General features: G+C 72.8%; 14 protein-coding genes. 7 read left to right on the top strand and 7 right to left on the bottom strand.

The annotated features are described in order from the left end of the window. Nucleotides 1-56 precede the first annotated feature (56 nt). Together OHL10_RS14020 and OHL10_RS14015 are read right to left on the bottom strand one after the other, a co-directional pair. Nucleotides 57-521: an ATP-binding protein gene (locus OHL10_RS14020; RefSeq protein ID WP_265522848.1), complete on the bottom strand. Its 465-nt coding sequence runs from the start codon at nt 519-521 to the stop codon at nt 57-59. Beyond that, complete coding sequence (locus OHL10_RS14015) at nt 518-874, bottom strand: STAS domain-containing protein (RefSeq protein WP_265522847.1); 357 nt, start codon at nt 872-874, stop codon at nt 518-520. Before OHL10_RS14015 ends, OHL10_RS14020 begins: the two co-directional genes overlap by 4 nt. A 273-nt stretch (nt 875-1,147) precedes the next feature. Here OHL10_RS14015 and OHL10_RS14010 point away from each other — a divergent pair, with 273 nt between their 5' ends. From OHL10_RS14010 to OHL10_RS14000, 3 genes are all read left to right on the top strand, one after another. Next, complete coding sequence (locus tag OHL10_RS14010; RefSeq protein WP_265522846.1) at nt 1,148-3,985, top strand: eCIS core domain-containing protein; 2,838 nt, start codon at nt 1,148-1,150, stop codon at nt 3,983-3,985. Between the two features lie 66 nt (nt 3,986-4,051). Then, on the top strand, nt 4,052-4,639 hold the full coding sequence (locus tag OHL10_RS14005) for a DinB family protein (protein ID WP_265522845.1): 588 nt from the start codon (nt 4,052-4,054) through the stop codon (nt 4,637-4,639). 24 nt (nt 4,640-4,663) lie between these two features. Further along, nucleotides 4,664-5,098 (top strand): VOC family protein, encoded by a 435-nt coding sequence (locus tag OHL10_RS14000; protein WP_265522844.1) that lies wholly within the window; start codon nt 4,664-4,666, stop codon nt 5,096-5,098. A gap of 13 nt (nt 5,099-5,111) precedes the next feature. On the opposite strand, the gene OHL10_RS13995 is transcribed toward OHL10_RS14000, so the two are convergent. From OHL10_RS13995 to OHL10_RS13985, 3 genes are read right to left on the bottom strand one after another with little or no spacing between them, the layout of a single operon-like run. Further along, nucleotides 5,112-6,125 carry an NAD(P)/FAD-dependent oxidoreductase gene (locus OHL10_RS13995; RefSeq protein WP_265522843.1) on the bottom strand — a complete coding sequence of 338 codons (1,014 nt, stop codon included), beginning with the start codon at nt 6,123-6,125 and terminating at the stop codon, nt 5,112-5,114. Then, nucleotides 6,122-6,676 carry an isoprenylcysteine carboxyl methyltransferase family protein gene (locus OHL10_RS13990; RefSeq protein WP_265522842.1) on the bottom strand — a complete coding sequence of 185 codons (555 nt, stop codon included), beginning with the start codon at nt 6,674-6,676 and terminating at the stop codon, nt 6,122-6,124. Before OHL10_RS13990 ends, OHL10_RS13995 begins: the two co-directional genes overlap by 4 nt. Further along, nucleotides 6,676-7,785 carry a type III polyketide synthase gene (locus tag OHL10_RS13985; RefSeq protein WP_265522841.1) on the bottom strand — a complete coding sequence of 370 codons (1,110 nt, stop codon included), beginning with the start codon at nt 7,783-7,785 and terminating at the stop codon, nt 6,676-6,678. Before OHL10_RS13985 ends, OHL10_RS13990 begins: the two co-directional genes overlap by 1 nt. A gap of 124 nt (nt 7,786-7,909) precedes the next feature. Here OHL10_RS13985 and OHL10_RS13980 point away from each other — a divergent pair, with 124 nt between their 5' ends. Continuing rightward, nucleotides 7,910-8,086, top strand: a complete 177-nt coding sequence (locus tag OHL10_RS13980) for a hypothetical protein (protein ID WP_265522840.1) — start codon at nt 7,910-7,912, stop codon at nt 8,084-8,086. Nucleotides 8,087-8,152: 66 nt separating this feature from the next. On the opposite strand, the gene OHL10_RS13975 is transcribed toward OHL10_RS13980, so the two are convergent. Next, nucleotides 8,153-8,611, bottom strand: a complete 459-nt coding sequence (locus OHL10_RS13975; protein WP_265522839.1) for a hypothetical protein — start codon at nt 8,609-8,611, stop codon at nt 8,153-8,155. Between the two features lie 107 nt (nt 8,612-8,718). Here OHL10_RS13975 and OHL10_RS13970 point away from each other — a divergent pair, with 107 nt between their 5' ends. Further along, entirely contained in the window at nt 8,719-9,801 is a 1,083-nt protein-coding gene (locus tag OHL10_RS13970; RefSeq protein ID WP_265522838.1) for a PDDEXK nuclease domain-containing protein, read from the top strand. A gap of 21 nt (nt 9,802-9,822) precedes the next feature. On the opposite strand, the gene OHL10_RS13965 is transcribed toward OHL10_RS13970, so the two are convergent. Beyond that, a complete protein-coding gene (locus OHL10_RS13965; RefSeq protein ID WP_265522837.1) occupies nt 9,823-10,356 on the bottom strand; it encodes a CGNR zinc finger domain-containing protein in 534 nt (177 codons plus the stop codon). A 92-nt stretch (nt 10,357-10,448) separates the two neighbouring features. Between OHL10_RS13965 and OHL10_RS13960 the strand changes: the two genes are divergently transcribed. Then, entirely contained in the window at nt 10,449-11,351 is a 903-nt protein-coding gene (locus OHL10_RS13960; protein ID WP_265522836.1) for an alpha/beta fold hydrolase, read from the top strand. Between the two features lie 9 nt (nt 11,352-11,360). Beyond that, entirely contained in the window at nt 11,361-12,242 is an 882-nt protein-coding gene (locus OHL10_RS13955) for a UbiA family prenyltransferase (RefSeq protein ID WP_265522835.1), read from the top strand. The last annotated feature ends 15 nt before the right edge of the window (nt 12,243-12,257 follow it).

Below are 12,257 nucleotides of genomic sequence, written 5' to 3'. Positions count from 1 at the left end.
GCGGACGAGCGGTCCGCGACGCCGTGGGGTGAGGCGGGGTGAGGTGGTCACCCCGCCTATCCGGTCGGTTCCAACGACCCCCAGGCGGCAGGTTCCGTCTCCCGGAACCGCGCCCACACGTGCTTGGCGTCCCCCTCGATGTACCAGCCGACGTCGAGCGAGATGCGCTGTGCGACCGCGAGGCCGAACCCGCCCGCTCCCGGCTCCCGCGGCTCCGCGACGACGGGCGCTGCGCTCGCTTCGTGGTCCTTGACGTCGATGATGAACTCGTCGCCGTCGGTGAGGAGCTGGACGACCGTCGGCGGTCGCGCGTGCAGCAGCGCGTTCGTCGCGAGCTCGCTCGCCACGAGGACCGCCTTCTCCGGCGTGGCCGCGAGGCTGCCGCCGGGCGGCAGCGCGGTGCCCGTCAGGGCCTCGTGCAGCGACGTGCGCAGCGTGGCGAGCTCCTCGACCGTGTCGAGGACCCAGGTCTCGACGACGTGGAAGTGCTCCGGTGGACGCGCGGAGCGGATGGCGCTCATGCGCCGGCCTTCTCGGTCGCGTCGGAGCCGTCGGTCGTGCCGGCCTCGTCGACGAAGGTGAAGAGCGCGGCGACGCCGCTGATCTCGAGCAGGTCGCGGATCCGTGCGGGGACGTCGACGAGGACGGGGTTTCCCGCGGTGGGGTGGACGGCGCGGTAGAGCAGCCGCAGGCCGCCGGAGTCCATGAACGTGACGTCGGAGAGGTCGACCGTGACGGGACCGCTCACGTCGCCCAGGGCGCTGACCACCCGGTCCTCGTACCTGGCCTGGACGGCGGCGTCGACCTCGCCCCACAGGACCCATCGCGCTCCGTCGTCCTCGATCCGGACACCGCCGTGCTCGTCGTTCGGCACGTTGCCGCCTCCTGTCTCGTCGTCACGCTCGCTCGTGCCCCGACCGCTGCCGGGAGCACCGCGGCCATCCACGCTACGGAATCCTGAGGACTTCTGCGCGGTAGGGCTGGCCTCGGTCATGCGACGCTCACGTGCAGGTCGGTGCATCAGGCGGGAACGACATGCCTCTCTCTCAGTGCAGAGTGTCGAACGTCACACTCGGGGCAAATCCTCGAGCGGGCGTCGACCGCCGCCGCGGACCGTCCGCGGCGACCGAAGCAGGGGGACAGACGCATGGCACCAGCACGCCACCACACACGTCATCACACCGACGACGGATCGCCGCTCGACGCGGGGGTCTGTCGCCTGCTCGAGCCGGGCCTGGGGGCGGACCTCTCCCGCGTCCGGGTCCGGCAGGGAGCCCTGGCCGACCGGGTCCTGACCCGGCTCGGCGCACCCGCCGCGACGAGCGGGCACCACATCTACCTCGCCGGGCACCTCGACCGGGGCTCCGACCACTGGGTGGAGGTGCTCGCGCACGAGGCGGCGCACACCGTCCAGCAGGCCAACGGCGTCGGCCGCGCCGCCGGGGCGTCCCGTCTCGGCCCGCGCACCTCCCGCTGGGAGTCGTTGGCCGACGACGCCGCGCGCCGCGTCCTCGACGGCCGGTCCGCTCCCGACGAGGCCCGGGTCGCGCCCGGGTCGCGCCCGCTCGTCGGGGCAGGGGCGCCCGTCGGCGCGCTCGTCCAGCGCTTCAACTCGTGGGAGCACCTGCTGCTCGGTGACCTCAGCCCGCGCGACCTCACGGAGATCGCGGTCGGGGGAGTGCTCCGCGGCGAGATCCTCGACCGCTGGATCGGCTACCTCGGCCTGTGGCAGCACGGCATCACGGGCGTGAGCGAGCAGACGATCCGGGCGCACCTGCCCGGCGTCACGCTCCTGCGCCTGCGGGGCCCGCAGGGGGAGCTGCTGGCCACGAGCGGCGAGGTCAACGCCATCAGCGGCGACTACGCGGGCGAGCCGGGCTGGATGCTCGCCGACCCGCCCGACGCGGGTCGCACGCGCGTCCTCGTCGGGTTCCTGCAGCAGGTGCGCCAAGAGGCGTACAACCGGCTGCGCGCGCTGGCGCACCCCGGCTCGCCCACGGTGAACTTCGCCGGTGCGATGACGGTGTACTACAGCGGCGAGGGGACGCTCGACGCTCTGCACGAGCTCAACGGCATCGAGGCGTACACCGCGGGGCTGGGTGTCGACCACTACAAGGGTCTGCTCGCCCGCAACGCGTGCCATTTCGCACCGTTCGGCTGGCACCGCTGGCGCGACTTCCACCAGCAGGCTCGCACGCTCGCCCGCGACTCCTGGACGTCGAACGACCCGCAGCGCAAGTGGGACCTCGCCAACCGGGCGCGCGTCGTCCAAGGGTACGCCGACCACTTCCTGCAGGACGCGTTCGCGGCCGGGCACCTGCTCAACAAGACGCAGATCATGCAGTGGTTCGTGACCTGGGCGGCGTCGAAGTGGTTCCTGCCCGTGCCGGACTGGGAGGCCGTCCGGCTGATCACCGCGGACCGCCAGCCCGGGCTGCGCGGCGCCGACCTGTACGACCTCACGCGCGCCATCACGTCGAACGACCCGCAGACCGCCGAGGAGCAGCCGACCTACCAGGGCCGGGTCGCCGCGACGCACATCCAGGCGGACGGTTCCTCGGCCGGGGTGTCGTACCACAACTACCTCAGCTTCCTCGGTGCCACGGTCACCCAGCTCGCGTCCAACCAGGCGCACAACCACTTCAACGAGACGTCGCTGCGCGTGCAGGACGCCCGTGGTGACGCGTTCACCGTCTACGGCGACGAGACGATGCTCAAGGCGAAGGGTGACGTGGTCTACCCGAGCACGACCCTCGAGATGTCGCGCACCGCGGTCGCCGACATCCTCGCGACGGGGTCCACCTCGGTGACCGTCGACGAGATCCTCGCCCGCGTCCCGAGCACCGTCGTGACACCGTCCGGGCCGACCAGCCTCCAGCGGTGGCACGACGGGTCCCTGGAGTCGATGCTCGGCAACGACGTGTTCGGCGGCGTGCGCGCCTACCTCACGCTGTTCGACGACACCCTCGGCCTCGTGTCGGTGGACCAGAAGACGACAGGGTTCGCCACCCGCTGGCAGACGAGCCTGCCCGACTGCGGCTACGACGTCGTCTCCACGACGTTCGACGGCCGGCGCTGCGTCGCCGCGTCCAACGGGCACGCCTACCTCCTCGACCCGGTGAGCGGGAAGGTGCTGCACCACAACTCCCTGCCGGGGCGCGGGCGCAACGAGATCCGCATCGCCACCGACCCGCAGCACGCGTACCTCGGCACGAACGGCTACGTGGTGGCGACCGGCATCGACGACCTCGCGACCCGGTGGCAGTGCAGCCTGCCCGGCTCGGGCTGGGCGGTCGTCGACGTGCTGTCCACCCGCGCGGGCCTCTACGCGGCGAGCAACGGCCACGTCTACCGCCTCGACCCGGCCACCGGGAAGGTCTTGGCCCGCAACGACCTGTCGGGGCGGGGCAACGAGGAGGTGCGCCTGACCCTGGCGGGCGAGACGCTGTGCGCGGGGACCAACGGGTACGTCGTCGGGCTCGACCCGCACACGCTCGGCACGCGCTGGCAGTGCAGCCTGCCCGGCGCCCGCTGGGACCTGGTGAGCGTCGCCGCGGCAGGTGACAAGGTCGTCGTCGGCTCGCACGGCTACGCGTACGTCCTGCGCTCGTCAGACGGGGCGATCCTCGACTCGAACGGCCTCTCGGGCCTGGGCTACGAGCGGGTGGAGGTCGCCACGGACGGCACGACGGCGTACGTCGGCACCGCGGGGCACCTCCTCGCGTTCTCGGTCGACGGGTTCCACCAGCGGTGGAAGCAGTCCCTGCACGCCGGTGGTGTCGTGACGATCCTCGTGGACGGGCCGCGGCTGTTCGCGGCGGCGTCCGGGTACGTCCAGCAGCTCGACCCCGCCTCGGGTGCGCCGCAGTACCTCAACTCGTTGTCGGGTCGTGGCCTGCACGAGGTCCGGATGGCCTCCAGCGGGTCCGTGCTCTACTGCGGGATCAGCGGCTACCTCGTCGGGGTCGGGCTCGACCCGTCCTGAGGCAGCGAGCATCATGGCGTGGCCGCCAGGCTTGCCCACCGGCAGCCGGGCGGCCACGCTGGGCCCATGGACGACGCGAAGGCCACGCTGCACCACTACCTCCAGGCCGCGCGCGACGCGCTGCTGTGGAAGCTGGAGGGGCTCGACGAGCGCGCCGCCCGCTGGCCCCGCACGCCCACCGGCACCAACCTCCTGGGCCTCGTCAAGCACGCCGCGAGCATCGAGATCGGCTACTTCGGCGACGTCTTCGGCCGGTCGTGGCCGACCCCGGAGGAGGTGCCGTGGATCGCGGAGGACGCCGACGACAACGCCGACATGTGGGCGACCGCCGACGAACCGACGGCGTGGGTCGTGGACCTGTACCGCCGCGTCTGGACGTTCGCGGACGCCGCGATCACCGAGCTCGACCTGGACGCGGTCGGGCGGGTCCCCTGGTGGCCCACGGACCGCAACGAGGTCACCCTCCTGCGCGTCGTCACGCACGTCACGAGCGACCTCACGCGGCACGCGGGGCACGCCGACATCCTGCGCGAGCTCATCGACGGGCACGCGGGCCTGCGCCCCGACAGCACGAACCTGCCGGACATGACGGCCGAGGCGCAGGCCGCCTACGTGCAGCGGCTCCAGGACGTCGCCGACGCCGCGGGGTCCTGATCGCGTCTCCCCTAGGGTGGAGCGATGGCGCTTCTCAGGCAGGTCCAGGTCACGTTCGACTGCGCGAACCCCGAGCGCCTCGCCCGGTTCTGGTGCGAGGTGCTGGGGTACGTCGTGCCGCCCCCGCCGGAGGGCTTCGCCTCGTGGGGTGAGTTCGACCGCTCGCTGCCGCCCGAGCACCAGGGGTCGGTGTTCGCCTGCGTCGATCCCTCAGGCGTCGGGCCGCGGCTGTTCTTCCAGCGCGTCCCCGAGGGCAAGGTCGTCAAGAACCGGTTGCACCTCGACGTGCGGGTCGGCACCGGGCTCGTGGGTGACGAGCGCCTCGCCACGCTCGAGGCCGAGTCCGCACGGCTCGTCGCGCTCGGAGCCATCGAGGTGCGCCTCCTGCCGGCCGACGGCGTCGACGAGTCGTGCATCGTGATGCAAGACATCGAGGGCAACGAGTTCTGCCTCGACTGAGGGCCGGTACGTCTCAGCGTGCGAGCCGCTCCACGACGGTGCCGTAGAGGCGGGGGGATCGCGCCGCGAGCGCCACGATGCCGCCGCGGGCGGGGGAGACGGCGGCGGCGACGAGCCCGGTGGTGAGGACGCGGTAGTCGCGGGTGGCGCGGGTCCAGGCGCGCTCGTAGGCGGCCGGGTCGTCGAGGTGCTCGACGGCGGCGGCGGCCTGTGCGAGCCCGACGCGCAGGCCTTCTCCGGTGAGGGCGTCGACGTACCCGGACGCGTCGCCGACGAGCCGGACGCGCCCGGCGGTGCGCGCGGTGGTGCGTTGCCGCAGGGGGCCGGCCCCGCGGACGGGGCCGAGGGGCTCGGTGTCGCGCAGCCGGTCGGCGAGGGGCCCGAACGTCGCGAGCGTCGCCTCGTAGTCCACCCCGGGTGGTCCGAGGAGCGCGATGCCGACGACGTCGGGCGCGACGGGCGTCACGTACGCCTCGACGTCAGGTCCCCAGTGCACCTCGACGAGATCCGTCCAGGCGGTGACGGCGTAGTGGCGGCGCAGGCCGAACCGGCGGCGCCCGCCGCGCTGCCGCTCGAGGCCGGTGAGCCGCCGCACGGTCGAGTGCAGCCCGTCGCACGCCAGGACCCACCGTGCCCGGACGCCTGCTGCTGCGACGCCGTCGGGCAGCTCGTCGATCCGGTCGACGCGCGCGTCGACGAGCTCGACCCCGAGGGCGGTCGCGCGGTCGTGGAGCGCGGTGTGCAGGGTGGTGCGCCGGACGCCGCGGCCGGGGCCGGTGGCGAACAGGTGGTCCGCGCGGCGCGTGCGGTCCTGGTAGCTGATGCCGGTGAGGCGGTGCCCGTCGGGGTCGACCCCGAGGCGTTGCAGCGCGGCGAGCGCACCGGGCATCAGGCCTTCGCCGCACGCCTTGTCCACCGGCGCGGTGCGGGGCTCGACGACGACGACGTCGTACCCGGCGGTCCGCGCCTCGATCGCGGCCGCCAGGCCGACGGGCCCGCCCCCGACGACGAGGACGTCGGTCCTCATGCGGGTGCGGCGCCCGTGGCGTCCCGAGCGGGGGCGGCGGTCGCCGCGGCGAGGGCCCGTTCCTCCGCGGGGATGCGGAAGCGCGCGAGGAGGACCGCGTTGAGGACGGTGAAGACGAGGGCGGTGACCCAGCAGGAGTGCACCAGGGGGAGAGCGATGCCCTCGACGACGACCGCGACGTAGTTCGGGTGACGGAGCCACCGGTAGGGGCCGCGGGCGACGAGCGGCATGCCGGGCACGACGATGACGCGGGTGTTCCACCGGTGCCCGAGCGTGCCGATGCACCACCAGCGCAGGGCCTGGCTCGCGACGACGAGCGCGATCGCGGGCCAGCCGAGCCACGGCAGGAACGGTCGGTCGGCGACCTGGACCTCGACGAGGCACGCGACGAGGAGCCCGGTGTGCAGGGCGACCATCGCGGGGAAGTGTCCGCGCCCCGACTCGATGCCGCCGCGCGCGAACGCCCACCGCGCGTTGCGGGCCGACACGACGAGCTCGAGCAGCCGCTCGAGCGCGGTCGCGGCGACGATCAGCTGGAAGACGAGCAGCATCAGGACCCTTCCTCGGTCGTGGGCAGGTGCAGCAGGACGAGCTCGGCGCTCACCCCGGGGCCGAACGCCATGAGCACACCGTGCTCCCCGCCGGGCGGGAGCGGGCCGGTGCTCCCGGTCCGCCCGCGGAGCGTGTCCGCGAGGACGTGCAGCACGGAGGCGGAGGACAGGTTCCCGACGGCGGCGAGCGAGGCCCGGCTCACGGCCAGGTCCGCGTCGGTGAGGCCGAGCGCGTCGCGGACCGCGGAGAGGACCCGCGGGCCGCCGGCGTGCACGACCCACGTGCCGACGTCGGCCACCTCGAGATCGTGGTCGGCGAGCAGGCCCTTGAGGTCGCCCGCGAGGTGCGCGCCGATGATGTCGGGCAGGCCGGCCGACAGGACGATGCCGAACCCGCCGTCACCGACCGTCCAGCCGAGGTGGTCGGCCGTGTCGGGGTACAGGCGGCTGCGGGTGTCGACGACCGCGGGCTGCGCGGCCGTCGGGGAGGCGGCGGCCGGGTGCTCGTCGCCGACCACGACGACCGCGGCCGCGCCGTCGCCGAACAGGCCGCTGGAGACGAGGTTCGCCATGGAGTCGTCGCCGTGCTGGATCGTCAGCGAGCACAGCTCGACCGAGACGAGCAGCGCCACCTCGCGCGGATGGCCCTCGAGGTAGTCGTGGACGCGCGCGAGCCCCGCGGCGCCCGCGACGCAGCCCAGGCCGAACGACGGCAGCCGCTTGACGTCCGTGCGCATCCCGAGCCGGCCCACGAGCAGCGAGTCGATCGACGGCGCCGAGATCCCGGTGACGGACGTGAAGAGCAGGAAGTCCACGTCCTGGGGGTCGAGACCTGTGGCGTCGAGCGCCCGGTGGCACGCCTGCTCCGCGAGGTCCGTGCCGACGGCGATGAACTGGTCGTTCGCGCGACCGAAGCTCGTCAGCGCCGCGTACTCCTCGAGCGGCAGCGCGAGATGGCGGGTGGTGACCCCGCTCGCCGCGTGCAGCCGTTCGAGGCGGTCCTGGCGGCCCCGGTCCGCGGTGAGGAGCGGGCCGATCACCCGTGTGATCTCACGCTGCGGGTACACGTGGCGGGGTAACGCAGGCCCGACGGCGAGGACACGCGACATCTGGGCATCGTGTCACGGGGGCGTACGCGCCGCGCGTTGCCGGATGGTGCACGCACCCGGACCCGGCTACTTTCGGCGTGTGGCGCACTCCGCGCCGCGGACGTGCACGCCTCCAGGAGGAATCATGAGCGAGTCGACCCAGGGCAACGACGGCCTCGGCGGGATGCTGGGCAAGGCCAAGGACTTCCTCACCGACGACCGCATCGACGACATCGCCGAGAAGATCAAGAGCGTCGCACCCGACTCCGTCGACGAGCACGTCGACACTCTCGCCGAGAAGGCGAAGGAGCACAACGACTGACCACACCGGTCCCGGGCCGGGCACCGTCGGCGCATGCCGAGGGTGCCCGCTCGACCGTGTGAGCCGCTAGTCCCGGACGGGGCTGCCGTACTCGTCGATCCTGAACGAGTCGGCGAGTTCGAGAGTGTTGGCGTCGAGGACGACGACCGCGTCCTGCGGCCAGCTCTCGTCGATCGGCAGGTGGTCCTGCTCCCCGCGGATGATCGCCCCCGCGTTGATGATGGCGCCCGTGCTGCTGTCGACGAGGACGACGTTCGGGTACTCGTCCAGCAGCGCCCGCCCCTCGTCGTCCATCGCGGCCATGCTCCACCAGCCCTCGTACCCGACGACGGTGTGCTGGCTGACGTCGGCCGGCTCGCCCGGGTCCGGAGTGCCGGTCGCCTCCGCGCTCGGCGAGGCGTCCGGCGACGGCTGCGGCGGCGGACTGCTCGTCCGGCTCTCGGTGGTGGCCCGAGGCTCTGTCGGCGTGCTCTCCGCAGCCGTCGAGCACGCTGCGGACATACCTGCCAACAGCCCTACCGTCATCAGCGCAACGCTGCGTCGCATCGCGCCCCCTGCGGTGTCGCGATCGCGTCGAGCGTGACCCTACCTCGTCGCCGAGCCGCGTGAGACCCCCGCGGCAGGATGCGTCCATGACGTCGTCGAGTCCTGAGATCGCGCCCGATGGGTACGCAGAGCTGCTGGCCGAGCTGAAGGCGCGCGTCCGGTCGACGCGGTTCCGGGCGGCCCGAGCAGCGAACTCTGAGGTGCTGCGGCTCTACTGGTCGGTCGGGCGGGACATCCTCGAGCGTCAGCGCACCGCGGGGTGGGGGAGCAAGGTCGTGACGTCCCTGGCCGCGGACCTGCGCAGCGAGTTCCCCGACCAGCGCGGCTGGTCACGGTCGAACCTGCTGTACATGCGTCGGGCCGCGGAGACCTGGCCCACAGAAGACGAGTTCGTCCAACAACCCGTTGGACGATTGCCGTGGGGACACGTGACGGTCCTGCTCGACCGGCTCGAGACCCGGGCAGAGCGCGACTGGTACGCCGAGCGCGCCGCGGAGAACGGCTGGACGCGCGGCGTCCTGGAGCACCAGATCAAGGTCGGTCTGCGCACCGCGTTGGGTGCGGCACCGACGAACTTCACGACGGCGCTGGAGTCGCCGGACTCCGAGCTCGCGCAGCAGCTGGTCAAGGACCCGTACGTGTTCGAGCACCTCGCGCTCGTCGAGCGCGTCGCCGAACGAGACGTCGAGCAGGCGTTGACGGACCGGTTGCAGGACACGATGCTCGAGCTCGGCCGTGGGATGGCGTTCGTCGGCCGCCAGGTGCGCCTGACGGTGCCGGACGATGCGAGTGACCGGGTGGACGAGTTCTCCGTCGACCTGCTGTTCTTCCACGTCGAGCAGCTGCGATACGTCGTGGTCGAGCTCAAGATCGGATCGTTCGAGCCCGCGCACGTGGGCCAGCTCGGGACGTACGTCGCGATCGTCGACGACCAGCTCCGCCGGCCCACGATCCACGCACCGACGATCGGGATCCTGCTGTGCACCGGGAAGTCGGGGCCGACCGTGCGGTACGCGCTGGCCAGCACCAGCGCCCCGGTCGCCGTCGCGGACTATCAGGGCCTGCCGGCGGACGCTCGCGGCGTGCTGCCGAGCGCAGCCGAGCTGGCGGCCGTCATCGAGGACGAGCTCGACCAGCCGGACTCGAGCAGGTCGTCTGCACCGGCCTGACGCGACGCAGCCTGACGACGACTACCGGCGTCCGGGAGCAGACCCGCCCGCGGCCTGGCGCTTGCGCTCGTAGTGCCGTCGGGCCTTCATGCGGTTGCCGCACAGGGCCATGGAGCACCACTGGGCGCGGTTGGCGTGGCTGCGGTCGATGAGGAACCGGTGGCACTCGGGGTTGCCGCACGACCGGAGCCGGCCGGGGTGGTCCCGCTCGAGCGCGCCCCACGCGAGCACGACCCGCACGGCGAGCGTGTCGTCGGGCGCTGCCCGGAGCCTCCACCCCACCCCGCCGGAGGTGACGGTCGGGATCATCGCCGCGTCGCGCAGGAACGTGTCCAGGGCGGCGGGCTGCTCCTCTCCACGGACGACGGACTGGAGGGCGTCACGGACCTGCCGGACGGTCGTGACCTCTTGCAGGGTGCCTGCTCCGCCGCGCTCCGTCGCCCACGCGACCGCCTCGGCGTCGTCACGTAGCGCGTCGGTCGGCACACCGCCCTCGACGGGGGAGGTGTTCAGCAGCTCGAGGAGGAGGGCCTCGTCGTCGGGAAGATCGATCATGGTCCAAGCCTAACCTATATCCCAAGGGTTGACAGGTTAGACGACGCCTCCTATGGTGCTCTAACCAGATAACCGCGATGAAGGAGTTAGACATGGCTACGGTTCACCATCGGACCCGCACCGTCCACGGGTACGAGATCTTCTACCGCGAGGCCGGGGACCCGGCTGCGCCCACGATCGTCCTGCTCCACGGCTACCCGACGAGCTCGTTCATGTTCCGCCACCTCATCCCGTTGCTGGCGGACCGGTTCCACGTCGTCGCCCCCGACCACCTCGGCTTCGGCCTCTCGGCGGCGCCCCGAGCGGACGAGTTCGACTACTCGTTCGACGCCCTCGCGGACATCACCGAGGCGCTCCTGGCGGACATCGGCGTCGACCGCTACGCGATCTACGTCCAGGACTACGGCGCACCCATCGGCTGGCGCCTCGCCACCCGTCGGCCGGACGCGATCACCGCGATCATCACCCAGAACGGCAACGCGTACGAGGACGGCTTCGTCGAGAGCTTCTGGGCACCGGTGTGGGCCTACCAGCAGGAGCAGAACGCGACGACCGAGACCGCGATCCGTGAGGCGCTCGGCATCGACGCGATCCGTTGGCAGTACCTCCACGGCGTCGAGGACCCCACTGTCGTCGACCCGGACACGTGGCACCACGACCACGCGCTCGTCTCGCGGCCCGGCAACGACGAGGTCCAGCTGACGCTGTTCCGCGACTACGCCACGAACGTCGCGATGTACCCGCGGCTGCACGAGTACTTCCGGACCAGCCAGGTGCCGCTCCTCGCGGTCTGGGGCGAGCGCGACGAGATCTTCGGGCCCGACGGCGCACGCGCCTTCACGCGGGACCTCCCCGACGCGCAGATCCACCTCCTGCCCGCCGGGCACTTCCTCCTCGAGAGCGACCTCGACCAGGTCGCGGACCTCATCCGGGACTTCCTCTCGACACTGCCGGCGGACGTCCCGGCGGGTGTGGGGCGGCCGGACGCCGGGTAGCGTGCGGGCATGAGCAGCAGGGTCGCCGCCACGGGTGGCGGTGCGTCGCAGTCGTCTCGCGTGCGGGGCACGGTGCGCGGCCTGGCCGTCGCGTGCCACACCGGCCCGACCGTGATGGTCACGCTCCTCGCGGCGGCCTTCGCGCTCGGTGTCGGTGCGTCCGGCCCGACGACGGCGCTCGTCGCCGCCGCGGTCCTCGCCGGCCAGCTGTCCGTGGGGTGGTCGAACGACTGGCTCGACGCCGCCCGGGACCTGGCCGTCGGACGCACCGGCAAGCCCGTGGTCGACGGCCTCGTCACCGCCGCGCAGCTGCGCGCAGCCGCCCTGGTCGCGCTCGGTGCGTGCGTCGTGCTGTCCGTCGCGACGGGCTGGCTTCCCGGTGCGGTCCACCTCGTCGCGGTCGCGAGCGCCTGGGCGTACAACCTGCGGCTCAAGTCGACCGTCTGGTCCCCGCTCCCGTACGCCGTGTCCTTCGGCCTGCTCCTGCTCTTCGTCGTCCTCGCCGTGACCGGCACCGCCGCGGCACCCTGGGCGATCGCGGCGACCGCCCTGCTCGGTGTCGGCGCGCACGTCGCCAACACCCTGCCGGACCTCGAGGACGACGCCGCGACCGGCGTCACCGGCCTGCCGCACCGCCTCGGACGGCGCCTGGCGAGCGTCGTCGCCCCCCTGGTCCTCGTCGGTGCGACGGCCGTCGCCCTCCTGGGCCCGGCCACCCCACCCGGGCCGGTCCGGTGGGCCGCGGCCGGGGTCGCCGCGGCGCTCGCGGTCGTCGCGGGCGTGATCGGGTGGACCCGACCGGCGTCGCGCGCACCCTTCACCCTGAGCATGGCCGTGGCCGCCGTGTGCGTGGTGCTGCTCGTGACGGCCGGGTCCGACGTCGCCCTGTAGTCCGGGGTCGGCACC

Source organism: Oerskovia flava, from assembly GCF_026163685.1.
GTDB lineage: Bacteria > Actinomycetota > Actinomycetes > Actinomycetales > Cellulomonadaceae > Oerskovia_A > Oerskovia_A flava.
The sequence above is the reverse complement of the archived record's forward strand: the minus strand, read 5'-3'. Positions and strand labels throughout refer to the sequence as shown.